The 18,421-nt window shown below is 72.6% G+C and carries 17 protein-coding genes; 14 read left to right on the top strand and 3 right to left on the bottom strand.

The window, feature by feature from the left end:
- On the bottom strand, positions 1-2,518 hold a 2,518-nt coding region (locus IF17_RS0135330), incomplete at its 3' end, for a DUF11 domain-containing protein (protein ID WP_051884223.1).
- Between the two features lie 260 nt (positions 2,519-2,778).
- Positions 2,779-3,504: a helix-turn-helix transcriptional regulator gene (locus tag IF17_RS0135325; RefSeq protein WP_030575216.1), complete on the bottom strand. Its 726-nt coding sequence runs from the start codon at positions 3,502-3,504 to the stop codon at positions 2,779-2,781.
- Positions 3,505-3,730: 226 nt separating this feature from the next.
- On the opposite strand from IF17_RS0135325, the gene IF17_RS0135320 reads away from it, so the two are divergent.
- The 5 genes from IF17_RS0135320 to IF17_RS1000000139420 all read left to right on the top strand — a co-directional run bounded on the left by IF17_RS0135320 (position 3,731) and on the right by IF17_RS1000000139420 (position 8,522).
- Positions 3,731-5,089 carry a COG1470 family protein gene (locus IF17_RS0135320; RefSeq protein WP_030575214.1) on the top strand — a complete coding sequence of 453 codons (1,359 nt, stop codon included), beginning with the start codon at positions 3,731-3,733 and terminating at the stop codon, positions 5,087-5,089.
- Between the two features lie 718 nt (positions 5,090-5,807).
- On the top strand, positions 5,808-7,355 hold the full coding sequence (locus IF17_RS0135315) for a phage tail sheath family protein (protein WP_030575212.1): 1,548 nt from the start codon (positions 5,808-5,810) through the stop codon (positions 7,353-7,355).
- 65 nt (positions 7,356-7,420) lie between these two features.
- Positions 7,421-7,861 carry a phage tail protein gene (locus IF17_RS0135310; RefSeq protein WP_007457189.1) on the top strand — a complete coding sequence of 147 codons (441 nt, stop codon included), beginning with the start codon at positions 7,421-7,423 and terminating at the stop codon, positions 7,859-7,861.
- A complete protein-coding gene (locus tag IF17_RS0135305; protein WP_030575210.1) occupies positions 7,858-8,367 on the top strand; it encodes a hypothetical protein in 510 nt (169 codons plus the stop codon). The genes IF17_RS0135310 and IF17_RS0135305 overlap by 4 nt, the downstream gene beginning before the upstream one ends.
- Positions 8,364-8,522: a DUF6760 family protein gene (locus IF17_RS1000000139420; RefSeq protein ID WP_018492281.1), complete on the top strand. Its 159-nt coding sequence runs from the start codon at positions 8,364-8,366 to the stop codon at positions 8,520-8,522. Before IF17_RS0135305 ends, IF17_RS1000000139420 begins: the two co-directional genes overlap by 4 nt.
- A gap of 1,122 nt (positions 8,523-9,644) precedes the next feature.
- Here the strand turns inward: IF17_RS1000000139420 and IF17_RS1000000139155 are convergent.
- A complete protein-coding gene (locus IF17_RS1000000139155) occupies positions 9,645-9,818 on the bottom strand; it encodes a hypothetical protein (protein WP_157851205.1) in 174 nt (57 codons plus the stop codon).
- 1,243 nt (positions 9,819-11,061) lie between these two features.
- On the opposite strand from IF17_RS1000000139155, the gene IF17_RS0135295 reads away from it, so the two are divergent.
- The 9 genes from IF17_RS0135295 to IF17_RS1000000138325 form a co-directional block, all read left to right on the top strand.
- On the top strand, positions 11,062-11,634 hold the full coding sequence (locus IF17_RS0135295) for a hypothetical protein (RefSeq protein ID WP_244890585.1): 573 nt from the start codon (positions 11,062-11,064) through the stop codon (positions 11,632-11,634).
- A 110-nt stretch (positions 11,635-11,744) separates the two neighbouring features.
- Positions 11,745-12,170: a phage tail protein gene (locus IF17_RS0135290; protein ID WP_018509801.1), complete on the top strand. Its 426-nt coding sequence runs from the start codon at positions 11,745-11,747 to the stop codon at positions 12,168-12,170.
- A gap of 46 nt (positions 12,171-12,216) precedes the next feature.
- Positions 12,217-12,939 carry a CIS tube protein gene (locus IF17_RS0135285; RefSeq protein ID WP_030575206.1) on the top strand — a complete coding sequence of 241 codons (723 nt, stop codon included), beginning with the start codon at positions 12,217-12,219 and terminating at the stop codon, positions 12,937-12,939.
- The gene (locus tag IF17_RS0135280; RefSeq protein WP_030575204.1) at positions 12,936-14,705 is read left to right on the top strand and encodes a VgrG-related protein; all 1,770 of its coding nucleotides are present in this window, start codon (positions 12,936-12,938) and stop codon (positions 14,703-14,705) included. Before IF17_RS0135285 ends, IF17_RS0135280 begins: the two co-directional genes overlap by 4 nt.
- A 95-nt stretch (positions 14,706-14,800) precedes the next feature.
- Positions 14,801-15,118 carry a PAAR domain-containing protein gene (locus tag IF17_RS0135275; protein ID WP_018509804.1) on the top strand — a complete coding sequence of 106 codons (318 nt, stop codon included), beginning with the start codon at positions 14,801-14,803 and terminating at the stop codon, positions 15,116-15,118.
- The gene (locus IF17_RS0135270) at positions 15,115-15,591 is read left to right on the top strand and encodes a GPW/gp25 family protein (protein WP_051884222.1); all 477 of its coding nucleotides are present in this window, start codon (positions 15,115-15,117) and stop codon (positions 15,589-15,591) included. Before IF17_RS0135275 ends, IF17_RS0135270 begins: the two co-directional genes overlap by 4 nt.
- Positions 15,591-17,552, top strand: a complete 1,962-nt coding sequence (locus IF17_RS0135265; protein ID WP_030575200.1) for a putative baseplate assembly protein — start codon at positions 15,591-15,593, stop codon at positions 17,550-17,552. The genes IF17_RS0135270 and IF17_RS0135265 overlap by 1 nt, the downstream gene beginning before the upstream one ends.
- Entirely contained in the window at positions 17,549-18,139 is a 591-nt protein-coding gene (locus tag IF17_RS0135260) for a phage tail protein (RefSeq protein WP_030575197.1), read from the top strand. The genes IF17_RS0135265 and IF17_RS0135260 overlap by 4 nt, the downstream gene beginning before the upstream one ends.
- 4 nt (positions 18,140-18,143) lie before the next feature.
- Positions 18,144-18,421, top strand: a 278-nt coding sequence (locus tag IF17_RS1000000138325; protein WP_280518098.1) for a zinc ribbon domain-containing protein, incomplete at its 3' end; no start/stop codon positions are given.

Raw genomic sequence — 18,421 nt, 5'->3', positions numbered from 1 at the left:
GCGCGGTGGTCGGGGGCGCCGGGGTCGGAGGCGCGGGCGTGGGAGGGGTCGGGGTGGGAGGCGTGGGGGTGGGCGTCGGCGGGGTCGGAGTCGGAGGCGTGGGCGTCGGGGTCGGCGGGGGCACGTCCTGGACGGGTACGAGGGTGCCGGTGGCGTTGTCCGTGGGGTTCGGGTCGAGCACGGTGCCGGTGACGGACCAGCCGATCGGCTGGTCGCCGCGGGTGACGCCGGTCAGCTTGGCGGTGATCTCCACGCTCGCGCCGGGCGGGACGACACCCAGGTCGCACTGGGGCGAGCCGGCTCCGCAGCTCCCGGCGGGCGTGGTCAGCTCCTCCAGCCGTACACCTGGCGGAGGGTCGGCCGTGAAGACGGTGCCGGGCGAGGGCGAGGGGCCGCGGTTGACCACGGTGACCTTCACCTCGACCGAGGAGCCGACCTCCACGGCGGGCCCGGTGGGCGGGGCCGTCACGGCGAGGTCGACCGACTGCTGATAGCTCGGCTCCTTCTGCCGTCCGGCGTGCTCGTTCTCCAGGGGCGTCAGCTCACCGGAGGCGAGGTCGAGGACGGAGAGCTGCTCCATCGAGTTGACGGCCTGCTCCCGGCGGGAGGACAGCACGATCCGGCTGCCGTCCGGCGACCAGGCCACGTCACGGGGCTGGAAGGGGCCGGTCCCGGTGGTGTCGGGGATCTCCTGGTCGCAGCCGTCGGGGTTGTCCCGCTCGGAGGAGGGCAGCACGACCCGGCAGCCGCCGCCGCGCAGCGGCTTGACGATGATGCCGTTGCGCTCGTTGATCCGGCCGCCGCCGTCCTTGCGGTTGAAGGCCACCCGCGTACCGTCCGGGGAGAACGCCGGGCTGTCGTCGATGACTTCGCAGTCGCCGGGGCAGATGGTGGCGCTGAGGTCCCGCTGCTGGCCGAGGCTGCTCACCGGCACGACCCAGATGTGCTTGTTGCCGCCGTTGCCGTTGATCACCTGCGTACGGGTGAAGGCGAGGTTGACGCCGTCGGAGGACCAGGTCGGCTGGGCGTCGCCGCCCTGCTGCTGGCCCTCGGGCGGGCGGATCTCGTCGAGGATCGCGCCGGTGGCCACGTCGGCGATGAGGATGCGGCCCGGTCCGGCCGCCTCGCCGACGCCACCGGGCGAGGTGCGGGTGAACGCGATCTTGGTGCCGTCGGGCGAGAAGGTGGGGTCGGTGTCCCAGTCGCGCTCACCGCGTCCGGCGAGCGGCAGGGCGGCGCCGTTGGTGCCGTCGGCGTCGACCATCCAGATGCGCTGGATCCGCGCGTCGTCCGGGCCCTCGAAGCGGGTCACGACGATGCGCCGCCCGTCGGGGGTGTAGTTCTGCCGCTCGGTCCACGGGTCGTACCCGGCCGCCGGGTTGAAGAGCGGGTCGAGCGCCGGGTCGGTGTTGGTGCGGGCCGCCGGGTCCTCGTCGAGGATGGTGAACCCGAGGTCGCGGGGGTCGGAGCCGTCCTGGCGTACGTCCTGGAGCGTCACGACGTTCGCGGCCGACGAGCTGATCCGGGAGACGATGACGTCTCCGGAGTCGCTGTCACTGCCGGTCCAGGTGGGCGAGGCCACGTCGCGGTTCTCGGTGAGGAGCTGCTGCGGTGTCTGCTCGCTGAACGCGGGGCCCCGGTAGACGTGGTCGAAGTCGTCGCAGCCGCAGACGTGGAAGGGGCTGAGAAAGAGGACGTCGTCGCCGTTCGGCAGCCAGGAGACGGAGTGGCTGCCCCACTCGGCGTGGCCTCCGGCCAGCAGCGGCCGGTCGGTGCCGATGCCCTCGGTGACCCGCAGGCGGTAGCCCGTCTCGGGGTCGGGGTCGGTGATGTGGGTGTACGCGACCCGGCTGCGGTGGGTGTCGTCGTCCACCGGGTTCCAGGACGGGTCCTTGGCGTCGCCGGGCGGGCCGTCGCTGATCCGGGTCCGCTCGCCGCCCGCGAAAGGCTCTTCGTATATCTGCCAGCCCCGTGAGGTGTCGCCGTCGCAGGCGTACGCGATGCGGGTGCCGTCCGGGGAGAAGGTCGGGGACTCCTCGTTGTCGGGGGTGTCCGACAGCCGCCGCAGACCGGAGCCGTCGACGCCGACCGCCCACAGGTCGCGCTGGACGGTGCCGTCGGGGCCGGGCTCGGCCGAGTCGAAGACGACGGTCCGCCCGTCCGGGGAGAGTTCGGGGTTGGCCGCGTCCCGGTCGGTGGTGAGCCGGCGTACGGTCCCGTCCGCGTCGCGCACGTACACCTGGGGGCGCACGCTGTCGCGGAGGCTGGTGAAGACGAGCACCCCGCGGCGGGCGGAGGGGTCCTGGTCGTAGTGGGTGGGGCCGTCCCCGAAGAGGGGCGCGGTGTTCTGCGGGTCCGCGACGCGGCCGAGGCTGCGGTGCTCCGTACCGGCGAAGGCGATCCGCCCGGCCTCCGCCGGGTCCGCGGTCGACGGTGCGGCGACCGCGTCGGCCGCCCCGTGCGGGGTGGCGGCCGAACCGACCACCAGCAGGGGCGCCAGCAGCACCACGGCGCCCATCAGTCGGCTCCACCGGGAATGCTTCGCCGGGCCAGCAGTGCCGGTCACGGCCCACCTCACAGTCTGTTGATGACGCTCCACCGTCGAGCATCGCGCTCGCGCGGGGCAGGAAGACAGGCCTCAAGTACCCGGACCGGGGGAAGGAGCCGCTGCCCTTTGCGGCGCACCCTTCCCCGCCCCCGGTCCAGGATCGCCCGGTAACTCCCGTACGGGGATGGCCCGTACGGGTATTCGTGATGATCGGTCGGATCGGCGAAAGGTCAGATCAGCCCGTGCCGCATCGCGTAGCCCACCGCGTGGGCGCGGTTGCGCAGTTCGAGCCGGGTCGCGACCTCGTGCAGCACGTTCTTGACGGTGCGTTCGGAGTACGAGGTCTTCTGCGCGATCTCCGAGGTGTCGAAGCCCTCCGACACCAGCCGGATCATCTCCGCCTCCCGCGCCGTGAGGGTGGAGAGGGTGAGTCCACGGGGGTCCAGGACCGTCCGCTGGAGGCTGCTGACATGGTCCAGGAGCTTGCCGAGGAGGTCGCCCGGGAGGACGCCCTCGCCGTTGGCCATCGCCTTGACCAGGTGGATCAGCCGGTCCTGGTCGGCCTCGCCGCGCCGCAGCACGGCGGCGACCCCGCACTCGATCATCGTCTGGAGCGCACCCGACTCGAAGAAGCCGACGACCAGCCCGGTGCGGGTGGAGGTGTTGCGCTGGAGGCGGTGCAGGAGCTGGACGGTGGCGTCGTCCACCATGTCCACCACCACCAGGGAGACCTGGGCCTTGTCGGCCTCGGCCTCCGGTATCAGTTCTATCTCCGGCCGCATCCGCAGCTGGTGGACCATGCCGGTCTGGAGGATCAGGTCCTCCGCGTACACCGCCACGGTGACCCTGCCGCCGGCCCCGGCCCCGGGGGTGGTCCGGGCGGCCCGCCGACCCGCGTCGGGCCTGCGGTACTGACCGCGCTCCGTCGTCCTGCTCTTCGTGTCTGCCGTAGTCATCGTTCCGCGCCGTCTTCCTCAGGTACTTCCGCCCGATATGCCTTCTCTCCGCTCCCCACAGCACCGGTCTTCGGCAGGGGGCACGGGCGCGGGGCGGGGTCGCGGCACCACCGGACCGGTGTGCTCTCGGGGCATCCGCCCTGCCCGTTCGTTGCCCTCGCGACCCTGCTGCGCAGCCGCCGGGGCGGCTTACCGTCGCAGGGTGACCACATCTGCCGAACTCGAAATGCCCACGGTGACGGTGTCGCCCGGCGGTACCGCGACGACGACCCTGACCGTGCGCAACGACGGTGACATCGTCGAGGCCTACACGCTCGAAGTCGTCGGCGACTGCGCCGCGTGGAGCACCGTCGAGCCGGCCCGCGTGTCGCTCTACCCGGGCACCTCCGAGACGGTGACCCTCACCTTCACCCCTCCCCGCTCCCACGAGGTCAAGGCGGGCGAGACCCCGCTGGCCGTCCGCGTACTGCCCGCGGAGCACCCGGAGTCGGTGGTGGTGCCCGAGGGCACGGTCACCGTCGAGCCGTTCCACGAGCTGCGCACCGAGCTGGAGCCGCGCCGCCGCCGGGGCTGGCTGGGCGCCCGTTTCCGTACCGCCGTGCAGAACAAGGGCAACACCCCGGTCGATGTCGCCTTCACCGGCAAGCAGGCCGGGGAGGAGCTGCGGCTGGGCTTCACGCCGGGTCAGAAGCGGCTGGAGCCGGGCGAGTCGGCCGAGATACGGCTCAAGGTCCGCGCGGCCAAGCTGATCTGGTTCGGCGAGCCGGTCAGCTGGCCGTTCGAGGTGGAGGCCGCCGAGGCCGAGGTGCCCGTCGACACGGTCGAGGCGGAGGCCGGGGACAAGAAGCCGGTACGCCCGGAGCCCGCGCAGCCGGAGACCGTACGTCCGGAGCCGGTGCCCGGCGAGTTCCTCCAGCTTCCCGTGCTGCCCAAGTGGCTGCTGATCGTGCTGGCCGCGCTGCTGGCACTGCTGCTCGCCTGGTTCGCACTGGTGCGGCCGGCGGTGAAGAGCACCGCGAAGCAGGCGGCGACCGAGGCCGCGCAGGAGGAGGCCGCCCGCGGCGGACAGCAGCAGGGTTCGCCCACGCCGGGCGGCCCGGACAGCCCGGGCGGAAACCAGGGCCAGGGCACCGGGCCGGACGCGCCGGGCACGCCCGGGGGCAACGGCGGCTCCGGTACGGGACCGGGGGCAGGCACCGGCCCGGGCGGCACGGGCGGCGGGGGCACCGAGCAGAGCTCCGCGACGATCGACGTGGAGACCAACGCCGGGATCGAGGGCGTGGGGACGTACAAGGTTCCCGCGGGCAAGGTCTTCGGCATCACGGACATCGTGGTGGCGAACTTCCAGGGCGACGAGGGAGTGCTGACCATCTCCTTCGGAGAGCGGAAGATCACCACCATCGCGCTGGAAACCTTCCGCAATCAGGACTATCACTGGGTCACCCCCATTCAGGTTCCGGAGAACGCCACAGTCACCGCTGCCGTCACCTGTGCCAAGCCCGGCACTCCGGCGACCGGAACACAGGCTTCTGGCTGCCATCAGGTGATTAACGTCAGCGGTGTACTGAGCGATCTCGCACGGTAGAACAACAGCGGATACGGCGGCGCCGGGACGCCACGCTCCCCCTATGGGTGACGACAACAGCAGATACCCGGCCCCGGAGGAAACCCGGCGTGCCGAGCGATGGCGGATTCATCCTCCCGAATCCGTCAGAGGTCTATACCAATTCGGTCATCCGCGACGCCGACGACCTGAGAAGAATATCCGGTTGCGGCGGACCGGAGCACGAACGAGCCTGATCAGAGCCGCTGCTGACGGTTCGGCGGGAGACGCCGGGCGCCCGATCGGAACGGTCGGGCGCCCGTTTCCGTCGGCGCAACCCGGTCGGCCGACCACACCTTCTCGGCGCATTCTGGCCGAATCCCGTCAGCCCGCCACGATTGCCGGTGGACCCCGTACGGTTTTTCGCCATGTGACGTTCATCGAGAAAAAGAGATACCGAACACATCGCCACAGGGAACCGGAACCCCTAATTCCGGCGAATCCCCGGAACGGCGGCCGGAGGGGAAACAGTTCCGTGACCCGCTGTTCTCCTCCGCTTCATCTCAGGCCTCCCGAATACGCCGGCCGCCGCGAATGCGCGAGCGGCGCGGCCGGTCCGCCAAGGGCAGCATTCACCGTCGTACGGGTGCCCGGGAAGGCAGAGTCACTGCCCCGCGCCCAGGACTTTGAGGCCTACTCCCGGCCACCGCCACCGGGCAAGACTGATCGGTGAACGAGTGACCACCCCGAAGGAGCGAGCATGCCGTCGTACCTCACCCCCGGTGTATACGTGGAGGAGGTGCAGTCCGGAGCACGGCCCATCGAGGGAGTCGGCACCGCGGTCGCAGCCTTCGTCGGCTTCGCCGAGACGGGTCCCTTCCACCAGCCGACGCTGGTGACCAACTGGGACCAGTACGTCCAGACGTTCGGCACCTTCGCCGCCGACACCTACCTCACCCACGCCGTCTACGGCTTCTTCGCCAACGGCGGCGGCGCGGCCTACATCGTGCGCATCGGCGGCCCCGCGCAGGGCGCGTCCGGCGCCACGGCCCCCGGCGCCGTCGGCCAGGCCCCGGCGCCCGTCGCCCTCGGTGGCTTCCTGGTCGCCGCCAAGTCCGGCACCGGCGCGGACCTCTCCGTCGAGATCGCCGACCCCGAGGGCGAGAACCCCCCGGAGGACCGCTTCAAGCTGCTGGTCCGCCAGGCCGGCAAGGTGGTGGAGACGTACGACGTCTCGACCCGCAAGAACGTCAAGGGCTACCTGGTCACCCAGGCCCGCGACTCCAAGCTCGTCCAGGTCACCGAGCAGCCCGGCACGGCCCAGAGCCGCCCCGAGAAGCAGACCGTCGCCCTCGCGCCCGCCCCGGCCTCCGGCACCCCCGGTTCCGGTGTCGCGCGGCTCGACGCGTCCGAGTACGTCGGTGACGCCGCCGCCCGCACCGGGTTCGGCGGCCTGGAGTCGATCGACGAGATCACCATGGTCGCCGTCCCGGACCTGATGAGCGCCTACCAGCGCGGCGAGATCGACGCCGAGGGCGTCAAGACCGTGCAGCTGGCGGTCATCTCGCACTGCGAGCAGATGGGCGACCGCGTCGCCGTCCTGGACACCCCGCCCGGCATGAACGCCCAGCAGGTACGCAACTGGCGCAACGACGAAGCCGGTTACGACTCGCGCTACGCCACCCTGTACTACCCGTGGGTGAAGGTCTTCGACCCGGCGGCCGGCCGCAACTCCCTGGTCCCGCCGAGCGGTCACGTAGCCGGAGTCTGGGCACGCAGCGACGGCGAGCGCGGAGTCCACAAGGCGCCCGCCAACGAGGTCATCCGCGGTGCGGTGGACCTGGAGATCCGGCTCAGCAAGGGCGAGCAGGATCTGCTGAACCCGATCGGCGTCAACTGCGTCCGCGCCTTCCCCGGCCGCGGCATCCGCATCTGGGGCGCCCGCACCCTCTCCTCCGACCCGGCCTGGCGCTACCTCAACGTGCGCCGGCTCTTCAACTACCTGGAGGAGTCCATCCTCCTGGGCACCCAGTGGGTGGTCTTCGAGCCGAACGACGACCGCCTCTGGTCGAGCATCCGGCGCAACGTCACCGCCTTCCTCACCGAGGAGTGGCGACGCGGTGCGCTGTTCGGCCGCACGGCCGAGGAGGCGTTCTACGTCCGGTGCGACCGGAGCAACAACCCGCAGGAGTCGATCGACCTCGGCCAGGTCGTCTGCGAGATCGGCGTCGCCCCGGTGAAGCCCGCGGAGTTCGTGGTCTTCCGCCTGGCGCAGTTCTCGGACAGCACCAGCCTCATCGACGAGTGACCTTCGCGGTCCTCCTCACCCCCTTCATCTCTCATCTTCACTAGCGGAACAGGTGACACACAGTCATGGCAGAGGGCGACGCTCTTTCCACCCACGTCTTCGGCGTGCAGCTCGGCGGCTATCTCGTGGAGTCCATCCAGGAGATCAGCGGCATGACCGTCGAGGAGGAAGTCGTCGAGGTCCGTCAGGTGACCGCCGAGGGCAAGCAGATCATCCGCAAGCAGCCGGGCGCGCGCCAGGCGGGCGAGGTGACGATCACCCGCGGGCTCGACAAGAGCAGCGAGTTCACCACCTGGATCAAGGAGACGCTCAACAACGGAGCCGTCGACACCGCGCGCCAGAACCTCACGATCGAGATCAAGGACTCGACCGGTGAGACCGTCCGGCGCATCCAGCTGATGCAGGGCTGGGCCTCCAAATGGGAGGGCCCGTCGCTCAAGGCCGGCGAGTCCAGCGCCGCGACCGAGACGGTGACCATCACCTTCGAGGAGATCGTGGTCGAATGAGGCGCCGGACCGTTTCGCCGGGCGCCGGCCTCGAAGAGGTCCTGGACACTCTCGCCGCCGCGCCCGCCCCGCGCGAGGAGGCCGCCGCCCCTGCGGCGGCGGCCCCGTCCCGCGACCGCTCCCGCGAACGCGACACGCTCCAGACGGAGTTCGCGTTCGAGCTGCCGCGCGGGTACGTCGACGACGAGGGCCAGCTGCACCGGCACGGCACCATGCGGCTCGCGACGGCCCGGGACGAGCTGCGCCCGCAGATCGACCTGCGAGTGAAGGAGAACCCGGCGTACCTGTCCGTGGTGCTGCTGAGCCAGGTCATCACTCAGCTCGGCACGGTCACCGATGTGCACGCCGGGATCGTGGAGCGGATGTACGCCACGGATGTGGCGTTCCTCCAGGACTTCTACCGCCGGATCAACAGCGAGGGCCACACGCACGCCGCGGTGACCTGCCCGCTCTGCCACGGCTCGTTCGAGGTGGACCTCTCGGGTGGGCGCCTGGGGGAATCGTGACGTACGCGCTTCCCCGGTTGCGGGAGGAGATCGCGTACGTCGCCTACCACTTCCATTGGCAGCGTGAGGACATTCTCGACCTCACCCACGCGGAACGTCAGCAGTGGGTGCGGGAGATAGCGCGGATCAACACCCGCGTCAACGAAGGCGGGTGATCGTGTGGGGCTCGGGGACTGGCTGCGCCGCCGGACGGACGGGCAGGGGGGCGGTGTCGCCGATGCGGTTGCCGGTGTCGGGGCTGACGCTTCGGCCGGTGCCGGGGGCGAGGGCGTCGGTACGGGGGCGCCCGGTGCCGGGGCTTCCGCTTCCGGCGGCTCCGACTGGGACGGGGGGTGGCGTCGGGTCGCGCCGCCCGCGGTGACCGTTGCCCGGTCCTCGATCGGGGTGAGCGACGGGCTGCGGTTCCGGTCCCAGCTCGCCTCCTGGCAGAACCCGTCCCTCGGCGGCGAGCTGGGCCACGCCGTCCTGCCGTCCGCCCCGGTGGGCCTCATCCATGGCGTGACCCGCCCGGGCTCCGCGCATTCCACCTCGCCCGGGGGACCGCTGCTGCTGCGGGCGGCCCGGCCGCAGGCGGAGGGCGAGGCGGAGGCCGGTCCGGCTGCGGCGGATCTGCCGTCTGCGTCTGCGGCGGCGGGGCGCGCGGGTGGCCGGAAGCCGGGGCGGAGTGCCCCGGTCCAGCGACGGGGTACGGGAGCGGGGGCCGCGCCTGGCTCACGCCCGGGCGCTTCCTCTGCTGGGGGCGCGGGCGCGGGTGCGGGTGCGGCGGCCATGCCGCCTGTGCAGCGGACCGCGAAGGCCGGTGCGGCTCCGGCCTCTTCGGACGCCGTCGCCGCTGCCTCAGGCGCAGCCGCTCCACCGGCTTCGGTTCCGGCTGTTGAGCGTGCGCGTCCCGCCGCCGTACGTCCTCGGCGGACCGCGCCTCCCCTGATCGTGGCCCGGCGTCCGGCGATGCGGCTGCGGCAGATCACCGGGCTGCCGCCCGCTGCCCCCGTCGTCACCCCGGCAACTCCTTCCACCCCCGCCGCTCCCGCCGCTCCCGGCACCGTGCAGCGGAGCACCGTGGCTCAGCCGCAGCCGCAGCAGTCGGCCGCCCCCGCGCGGCAGGAGAGTCCCGGCCGAGCACCGGCTCCCGCGCCCGAGGCCGTACGCCCTCCTCTTGGCAAGCCCCTGCGGGAACTGCCCTCAGGAGCCATCCCCGTCGGCCCGGCAGGGCAAGGGCAGGCCGCGCCGACTGCCCCGGCAGGGCAAGAGGCGGCGACCATGCCGGTACTCCAGCGTCAGACGTCGGAGGCACCGGCGACCGCCGCACCGTCCTCACCGGCAGCGACACCCCCGCCGGGGCAGGCACCGACCAGCACCTCGCGTACGCCACAACGCCCCAGCGCCCCCACCCCCGCGCAGCCCGCCGACGCACCCGGCCCCCGTGGCCGTACGCGAGGCGGGATCGGCACGCCCCTCGCCTCCCTCCCGTCGACCGCCCGGGTCCAGCGTGACGCGCCGCTCCTCGGAGACCGTCGTCGTACGCAGCCGAGCCCTTCGGGTGCACCGGCACCGCAGTCCACGCCTCCGCAGGCCACTCCAGCGCCGGCCTCAACGACCTCACCGAGCACGCCGTCCGCGATGCCGGTGCGTTCCGCCGCCGCGCCCGTACAGCGCGCGGTGGACGGCGAGCGTGTCCACCCGCGTACGCTGTCGGGCACGGTGACGAGTACAGGGTCGGGCACAGCGACGCCCGCGCCCGGAGCCTCCGCTTCCCCGGCCACTCCCCCGGCCCCGGTCCGTATCCGGAACATCGGCCCGAGGCGGGAGGGCGGACAGGCCCTCGCCACACCCTCCGCCGGTACCGCCGCACTGACGCCCACCGTCCAGCGTTCGCGCACCCTGCTCTCGGGCCGGGACCTGAAGGTGAGCACCGGTGCGGCCGAAGGGTTCTCGGCCGCCCCGACGACAACAGCGGGCGGCAGCCCGGCCCGCCCGGTCGTGGCAGCCACCTGGCGCCGCGACGTACAGCAGCCCCAGCCCGGGCGTGGGACGGCCGGGTCGGGTGCGTCGGCGCCCGGTGCACCAGGGACCGGCGGCGCACAGCCCGCGAACGTGCGAACCGGCGGCACGCGGCCCGGCGACCCGCAGACCGGGGGGCGCCGGACGTCAGCGGGTGCGACGCCCCGGCGCAGCGCGCCCAGCACCCGTACCCCCGGCGCGGCTCCGACGACGGCGGCAGCGGTTCCGGCGCCGACGACGGCCCCGGCGGCGGCAGGCCCGATGCCCGGCGCCACCGTCCAGCGCGCCGTACACGCGGCCCCCCTGCACGCGGCCCCCGCGCCCCGACGCACCACCACCAGCGAACGCACCACCACCGATGAAGGCAGCGGACCACCAGCCACCACCGCCCCGGCCAAGAGCGGGTCCAAGAGCGGGTCCGCCATCGGTGGCGCGCTCCAGCGGCTCGTACAGCGCCGTTCGGTACGGGATACGGCGGGCACCACCCCGTCGACGCCCCGCCCCCGAACCCGGGCAGCAGGGCAGGCACCGCAACGGTCGGCATCGACGCCGCAGTCACCGTCGTCATCACCGTCGCCGGCACCGTCAGGATCAGCCCCTTCCCGGCACAGCACTCATAGCAGGCACAGCACCCCCACCCCGCAGTCCGCCCCGCCCGCCCGCGCGGTCCCGGTCGTCCGCCCCCATCCCCCCGTGGCAGCCGCGCCCGGAGCCACCGTCGTACCCGTCCAGCGCATGCCGCTCCCGGTCGTCCCCGACCCCGCAGGCCCCCCGCCCGCAGGCCCGGCGCCCGGCGGCGACGCCCCCCTGGCCGGCCCTCCGGCCCTCTCCGTACGGGTCCCACCGCGCCCGCACCCATCGGCCTCCGGACCGAGCGGCACCGGCGCCGACGGCAGCGCCACCCCCGGACGGCCCCCGACACAGGCCCAGGTGCTGCAACGCGCCGCCGCCCAGGCCGGCATCACCGGCGTCCCGGTCACGGCAGTCCCGCCGAAGGGCACGCAAAAGGGCACACAGAAGAGCGTGCAGAGGAGCACACAGGCCGGGGCACCCAGGCCCGTTCAGCGCGCGGCCGACGACACCTCCGGTTACGCCCCCACCTCCGAGACGCCGGCGGAGAACGCGACGAGCGCCGCGAGCCGCATCTCAGGGGCCGAGATCGAGGAGCTGGCCCGCCGTCTCTTCGACCCCGTGAGCCGGCTCATCCGGGCCGACATGCGCCGCGGGCGCGAGCGCGCCGGGCGGCTCCACGACGGCCGCCGCTGACAACGCGCACCGCCACGGCACAACCCGCACAACCCGCATCACCCGCAGGACGCGCAGGACCCGCAGGACCCGCAGGACCCGCATCAGCAGAGAAGAAGAAGAGAAACGGCATGACGGACAACATCTTCGCGACGAGCGTGTTCTTCAAGCTCGTGATCGGCGGCAGTGACCTGGGTGCCTTCCACACCTGCTCGGGTCTGGGCGCCGAGGTCGAGATGGAGACGTACGCCGAGGGCGGCAACAACGGCTTCACCTGGCAGCTGCCGGGGCGCATCACCTGGACCAACATCACGCTGACCCGCCCGGTCACCGCCGACACGATGAAGATCGCGCGCTGGCTGAACGAGACGATCCAGCGGGTCGAGCCCAAGGACGGCGAGATCGTCGCGCTGCGGCCGGACCTGAGCCGGATCATCAGCTGGCAGGTGCAGGGTATCGTCCCCGTCCGCTGGCAGGGCCCGTCGTTCGACCCGGCCAACTCCCAGGCGGCGATCGAGACGCTGGAGATCGCCCACGAGGGCCTGGAGCCTTCCTGATGCGCCGTCATGTCACTTATGGGAAAACCCAGGAAGGAGGAACGCCATGTCACCCGCTCTCCGTGCGAGCCGTGCGCGCGCCCAACTGACCATCATGGAACCGCCGTCGACCGTCGGCGCCAAGCCGGGCGGCAAACTCGCCCAGCTCACCCTCCAGTTCAACCCGAACAAGCTGTCGCTGAGCAAGAGCACCGAGTGGCGGCGCACTCCGTCCCGGATGGCCGGGCAGTCCGCGCTGCCCGAGTTCGTCGGGAGCGGGCCCCGCTCGCTCTCCCTGGAGGTCTTCCTCGACGCGACGGCCACCCATGACAACTCGGTGGAGAAGGCGGTGGAGCAGCTGATGATCGCCTGCGTGCCCACGCCGACCAGCCTCGCGCGCAAGACGCCCGCGAGCCCGTGGGTGCGGTTCGACTGGGGCACGTCGAGGACGACCTCGTTCGACGGCGTCCTCTCCAACCTCTCCGTCTCCTACACCCTGTTCGACGTGGACGGAAAGCCGCTGCGCGCCACCTGCTCCCTCTCCATCGAGGAGGCGAGCGTCGACCCGGCGGGCCAGAACCCGACCTCCGGTTCGAAGGAGGCACGGCGTACGCACCGGGTCGTGGCCGGGGACAGCCTGCCGCTGCTCGCCTGGCGCGAGTACGGCGATGCCACCGCCTGGCGGACGATCGCGAACGCCAACAACATCGACGACCCCATGCAGCTGATCCCCGGCAGCGAGCTTCTCGTGCCGGGGCTCGAAGACCACCTCGCGGAGGGCGGCCGATGACCGCCTCCGCCCCGGGGCGTTCCTTCGCCGCCGATCCGATCGTGGAGATCCCCGCCGAGCTTCCGCTGGGCTGGGCCGCCCAGTTGGTGAGCTGTGTGGTCGACGAGAACGTCGGGCTGCCGGACACGGCCGTGCTGATGTACCGGGATCCGGACCACGATCTGCTGAGCGAGAGCAGGATCACCCTCGGCACGCCGCTGAAGATCTCCGTCGTCACCGTCCAGGACCGGGTCCGCGAGCGGCTGTTCACCGGTGAGGTCACGGCCATCGAGCTGGACCACGACACCACCGGCACGTTCACCGTCATCCGCGCGCTCTCCAAGGCGCACCGGCTCCAGCGCGGCCGGAAGGTGGTGGCGTACCGGAACATGAAGACGGCGGACATCGTCCGCAAGGTCGCCGCGAGCGCCGGGCTGACCTGCGGCAAGGTCGAGGCGGCGCCGATCACGTACAAGCAGCTGACCCAGCCCAACGTCTCCGACTGGGAGTTCCTCCAGCATCTGGCGGCCGAGAGCGGCGCGCAGGTGCGGGTGGACGACAAGGGCGTGCTCCAGTTCACCAAGCCGAAGCCGGCCTCCTCGGCGCCCTCGCCCGACACCAGGGCTGCCAAGAACCCGATGGTGCTGGAGTACGGGGACAACCTGCTCGCGCTGCGGGCGGTGGTGACCGGTGCGGACGGGGCGGGCGATGTCGAGGTGCGCGGCTGGAACGTCGACACCAAGACGCGGCTCGTGGCGCGGGAGCAGTCCGTGCGCAGCAAGACCGTGACGCCGGGGATGAGCCCGTCGGTGGCGGCCGGGGCGTTCGGTGCGAAGGCCCGGGTGACCGTCGCCGACACCCCGTACCGGACCCAGGCGGAGACCACGGCGGTCGCGGGTGCGGTGGCGGCCTCGGTCAGCTCCGGGTTCGGGGAGATCGAGGCGGTCGCCTTCGGCAACCCGCAACTGCGCGCGGGCGCACCCGTGGCGCTCGGCAACGTCGGCCCGACCTTCTCCGGCCGCTACACCGCCACCGCCGCCCACCACGTCCTGGAACCGGACGGCGGCTACCGCACCACCGTGATCGTCAGTGCGTCCCCCGACCGTTCGCTGGCCGGACTGACCGGCGGCGGGGCCCCCTCACGCGGTCCGCGCATGCCGGGGCTGGCGATCGGCGTGGTCACCGACATCCGCGAGGGCAAGGGCCAACGGGGCTGGGTACGGCTGAAGTTCCCCTGGCTCGACGACACGTACGTAACCGACTGGGTCCGTACGGTGCAGTGGGGCGGCAACGGCGGCGGCGGGGTCTTCAGCCCGGAGGTCAACGACGAGGTGCTGGTCGGCTTCGAGCAGGGGCTGCTGGACAGCCCGTATGTGCTGGGCGGCCTGTACAACGGAATCGACCGCCCCTCGGAGCACGACGTACCGCTCGTCGACAAGACCAGCGGCAAGGTCAACCGCCGTTCCCTGGTGTCGCGTTCGGGCAACCGGCTGGAGCTGCTGGACACCCCGCGCGGTCCGTCCGGCGTGCGGCTGGCCAGCGGCAACAAGCGGCTCGAAGTCACGCTCGACGAGCGGAAGAACGAGATCGCGCTCACCGTGTTCGCCCCCGGCTCCAAGCGCCCGCAGAGCTCCGTGACGCTCTCCTCTACGGGCATCACGCTCGACGCCGGTACGGGGAACGTCGAGGTGAAGGGGCGGTCGGTGACCATCAACGGCAAGACGGGGGTCACCGTGGACGGCGGACTGCTCGCGGTCCTGAAGGCCAAGCTCATCCGCATCAACTGACGTATCGACTGACGTATCGACTGACGTATCAACTGACGTTCACCCCCTGACCCACTGCCCCCCAAGTCCCTTTCACAGCAAGGAGAACCCCGGCCATGCCCCCCGCAGCCCGCACGGGCGACAGCACCGCCCACGGCGGCCTCATCGGCACCCCGCCCCCGGGTGCGGTGGCCGTCGCCACCGTGCTGATCGGCGGCCGGCCCGCGGCCGTCACCGGGAGTCTGCACGTGTGCGTCGTCCCCCCGCACGCGGCGCTCGGGCCGGCGAACGTGATCATGCCCAATCCGGCGGGGGCCGTCACCGGCCAGGTGCTGATCGGCGGACTGCCCGCCGCCCGGATGCGGGACACCACCAGCTGCGGCGCGCCCATCATCAGCGGCGCGCTGAACGTCCTGATCGGGGGCCCGATGTGAGCGGCGACGGATACACCGGCGCCCTCAGGGGATCCGGAAGCGGCTTCATCGGACGCGGCTGGGGCTTCCCGCTGCGGACCGGCGCCACGGGCGGGATCGCCCTGGTCGAGCGGGACAAGGAGATCGAGGAGGCCATCGGCCTGATCCTCGGTACGGCACCGGGCGAGCGGCCGATGCGGCCGGAGTTCGGCTGCGGCATCCACGACTACGTCTTCGCGCCCGGAGACGGCGCGACCGCCGGGCGGATCGCCCAGGAGGTCCGTACGTCGCTGGAGCGGTGGGAGCCGCGCATCGAGGTGACGGACGTGGTGATCGCCTTCGACGCGATCGAGGAGGGCACGCTCTACATCGACGTGCGCTACACCGTGCGGGCCACCAACGACCTGCGCAACCTGGTCTTCCCGTTCTACACGATCCCGTCCGAAGAGGGCTCGTCGCAAGCGTCGCAGGCCTCGCAAGCAGAGGTGCGCTGATGGCCCTCCCCTCCCCCAATCTGGACGACCGGCGCTTCCAGCAGCTCGTCGACGAGGCCAAGCGGTACGTCCAGCAGCGCTCCCCCGAGTGGACCGACCACAACGTCTCCGACCCCGGGGTCACGCTGATCGAGACGTTCGCGTACATGGTCGACCAGCTGCTGTACCGGCTGAACCGGGTGCCCGACAAGAACTACGCGGCCTTCCTGGACCTGCTGGGCGTGACCCTGTTCCCGCCGACCGTGGCCCGGGCCGAGGTCGATTTCTGGCTCTCCGCGCCGCAGCCGGAGACCGTGCACCTGTCGGCGGGTACGGAGGTGGCGACGGCACGCGGCGAGGCCGAAGAGCCGGTGGTGTTCACCACCTCCGAGGACCTGCCGATCGTGCCGAGCGAGCTGGTCCGGCTGGTCACCGCGCCGAAGACCGGCGACCAGACCGACCGCACCGGGCCGCTCGGCGCGGGCAAGGACATCCCGTGCTTCTCGCCGCGCCCGGAGCCGGGGGACGCGCTGCTGTTCGGGCTGCCCGCCGCCGTACCGCGCTGCATCGTCGCCGTACGCCTGGACAGCCGGGTGGAGGGCGTGGGCGTCGACCCTCGTCAGCCGCCGCTGGTGTGGGAGGCGTGGGACGGGGCGCGCTGGGTGGAGTGCGCGACCGGGGACGACAGCACGGGCGGGCTCAACCGGCCGGGCGAGGTCATCGTGTTCGTCCCCGCCGGGCACACCGCGTCCGTGGTCGCGGGTACCCGGGCGGGTTGGCTGCGCTGCCGGGTGACGCCGCCCGAGCCGGGCCAGCCCTTCTACTCCGAATCCCCGACGATCCGCGAGGCCGAGATCTTCACGGTCGGGGGCACGGCGGCGGTCGAGCACGCGGAGACGGTCCTCGACGTGCCCCTCGGGATCTCCGAGGGCGTGGCCGGGCAGCGGTTCACGGTGAGCCGGGTGCCGCTGCTGATGGACGGCGAGCCGCCGGTGGTCCAGGTGTCGACCGCCGAGGGCTGGCAGGTCTGGACGCCCGTGGAGCACTTCGGCGCCTCCGCGCCGGGTGACCGGCACGTACGGATCGACGCGGTCTCCGGTGAGTTCGCGTTCCCGCCGGAGGTGCGGGAGGAGGACGGCACGATGCGCGCGTACGGTGCGGTCCCGGAGAAGGGCGCCCAGCTCCGCGTCCCGCGCTACCGCACGGGCGGCGGGTCGGCCGGAAACGTGGCCCGGGGTGCGATCTCCGTGCTGCGCAGCTCGGTCCCGTACGTCGCGGGGGTCGGCAACCGGGAGGCGGCGACCGGGGGCGTGGACGGGGAGACCGTCGAGAACGCCAAGGTGCGCGCGCCCAACATCCTGCGCGTGCAGGAGCGGGCGGTCACGGCCCGGGACCACGAGGTCATCGCCCGCGAGGCGGCGCCCTCGCTGCGCCGGGTGCGGTGTCTGCCGGCCGTCGCGGGCGAGGGCGGTGCGGTACGGGTCCTGGTGGTGCCGGACGCGGTCCCCGACGAGGGCGGCCACCTGCGGTTCGAGCAGCTGATCCCCTCGGACCAGGTGCTCGCCGCGGTGGCGGAACGCCTGGACGAGCGCCGCCTGGTGGGCACCCGGCTGGTCGTGGAGCCGCCCGCCTACCAGGGCGTCACCGTGGTCGCCCGGCTGGTCGCGGCCCCGGGTGACGTGGACCGGGTGCGCGCGGAGGCACTGGAGGCCCTGTTCCGCCACATCGACCCGCTGCGGGGCGGCGCGGACGGTACGGGGTGGCCGTTCGGGAGGCCCGTGCAGTACGGGGAGGTCTTCGCCGTGCTCCAGGGGGTGCGGGGGGCCGGTCTTGTGGAGGAGGTCCGGCTGTTCCCGGCGGACCCGATCAGCGGACGGCGCGGGGGCGCGATGGACCGGGTCGACGTGGCCCCGGGCGCGCTGGTCTTCTCCCACCAGCACCAGGTGATCGTCACGGCGAGCGGGCCGGGTGAGGGCGTATGAGCCGGGCCGCCGTACCCGGGCTGCCGAGCCGCTACCCGATCGGCGAGCTGCTGCCCGCCCTGTACACCGACGACGACCTGGCCCAGCGGTTCACGGCGGGCCTCGACACGGTCCTGGCCCCGGTCCTGTCCACCCTGGACAACCTCCCGGCCTACTTCGACCCGGCTCTCGCCCCCGCCGACTTCCTGCCGTGGCTGGCGACCTGGGTGGGCGCGGGCATCGACCCCGGCTGGCCGCCGGAGCTGCAACGGGCGGTGCTGGCCCGCGCGGTGGAGCTGCACCGATGGCGCGGCACCCGGCGCGGCCTGGTCGAACACCTCCGCCTCTGCTTCGGCGTCCGCGCCGATGTGCGGGACGGCGGAGGCGTGGCCTGGTCGTCCGAGCCCGGTACGGCCCTGCCTCCGCCCCCGACCGGTGAACTGCTCGTACGGGTCTGGCCGGTGGCGCCCGGAGTCACGGTGGACGCGAACCGGGTCCAGGAGGTCGTCACGGCCTCGTGCCCCGTCCACCTCACCTGCCGGGTGGAGATCCTGCCGGGCCCGCCGGAAGCAGCACCCGAAGTGACACCCGTAGAGACAGGAGACTGACGCGATGCGCTCGTGTCCGGCGTGCGGTACGGCGAACCGCGAGGACGACGACTTCTGCGGCAACTGCGGGTCGTACCTGGGATGGTCGACGGAGCCGAGGCGCACCCCGCCGACACCGCTCCCGGAACCGGAACCGGAAGCAGAACCGGAACCGGCGCGACCCCCGGCCCCGGAACCACAGCCTCAACCGACACCACAACGGGAACCCGAGCCCAGCCCGGAACCGGAACCGAAGTCCGAGCCGGCACCGGCACCCGCCCCCCCGCTGGAGCCCCCGCGCCC

The sequence above is a fragment of the Streptomyces cyaneofuscatus genome (assembly GCF_000718135.1).
In the GTDB taxonomy this organism is placed as follows: Bacteria; Actinomycetota; Actinomycetes; order Streptomycetales; family Streptomycetaceae; genus Streptomyces; species Streptomyces cyaneofuscatus.
The sequence above is the reverse complement of the archived record's forward strand: the minus strand, read 5'-3'. Positions and strand labels throughout refer to the sequence as shown.

What these genes read in the sequence shown, in the direction of transcription:
- IF17_RS0135325 (WP_030575216.1), bottom strand. Translation starts at nt 3,504, where the DNA reads ATGACTACGGCAGACACGAAGAGCAGGACGACGGAGCGCGGTCAGTAC.
- IF17_RS0135320 (WP_030575214.1), top strand. Translation starts at nt 3,731, where the DNA reads ATGCCCACGGTGACGGTGTCGCCCGGCGGTACCGCGACGACGACCCTG.
- IF17_RS0135315 (WP_030575212.1), top strand. Translation starts at nt 5,808, where the DNA reads ATGCCGTCGTACCTCACCCCCGGTGTATACGTGGAGGAGGTGCAGTCC.
- IF17_RS0135310 (WP_007457189.1), top strand. Translation starts at nt 7,421, where the DNA reads ATGGCAGAGGGCGACGCTCTTTCCACCCACGTCTTCGGCGTGCAGCTC.
- IF17_RS0135305 (WP_030575210.1), top strand. Translation starts at nt 7,858, where the DNA reads ATGAGGCGCCGGACCGTTTCGCCGGGCGCCGGCCTCGAAGAGGTCCTG.
- IF17_RS0135290 (WP_018509801.1), top strand. Translation starts at nt 11,745, where the DNA reads ATGACGGACAACATCTTCGCGACGAGCGTGTTCTTCAAGCTCGTGATC.
- IF17_RS0135285 (WP_030575206.1), top strand. Translation starts at nt 12,217, where the DNA reads ATGTCACCCGCTCTCCGTGCGAGCCGTGCGCGCGCCCAACTGACCATC.
- IF17_RS0135280 (WP_030575204.1), top strand. Translation starts at nt 12,936, where the DNA reads ATGACCGCCTCCGCCCCGGGGCGTTCCTTCGCCGCCGATCCGATCGTG.
- IF17_RS0135275 (WP_018509804.1), top strand. Translation starts at nt 14,801, where the DNA reads ATGCCCCCCGCAGCCCGCACGGGCGACAGCACCGCCCACGGCGGCCTC.
- IF17_RS0135265 (WP_030575200.1), top strand. Translation starts at nt 15,591, where the DNA reads ATGGCCCTCCCCTCCCCCAATCTGGACGACCGGCGCTTCCAGCAGCTC.
- IF17_RS0135260 (WP_030575197.1), top strand. Translation starts at nt 17,549, where the DNA reads ATGAGCCGGGCCGCCGTACCCGGGCTGCCGAGCCGCTACCCGATCGGC.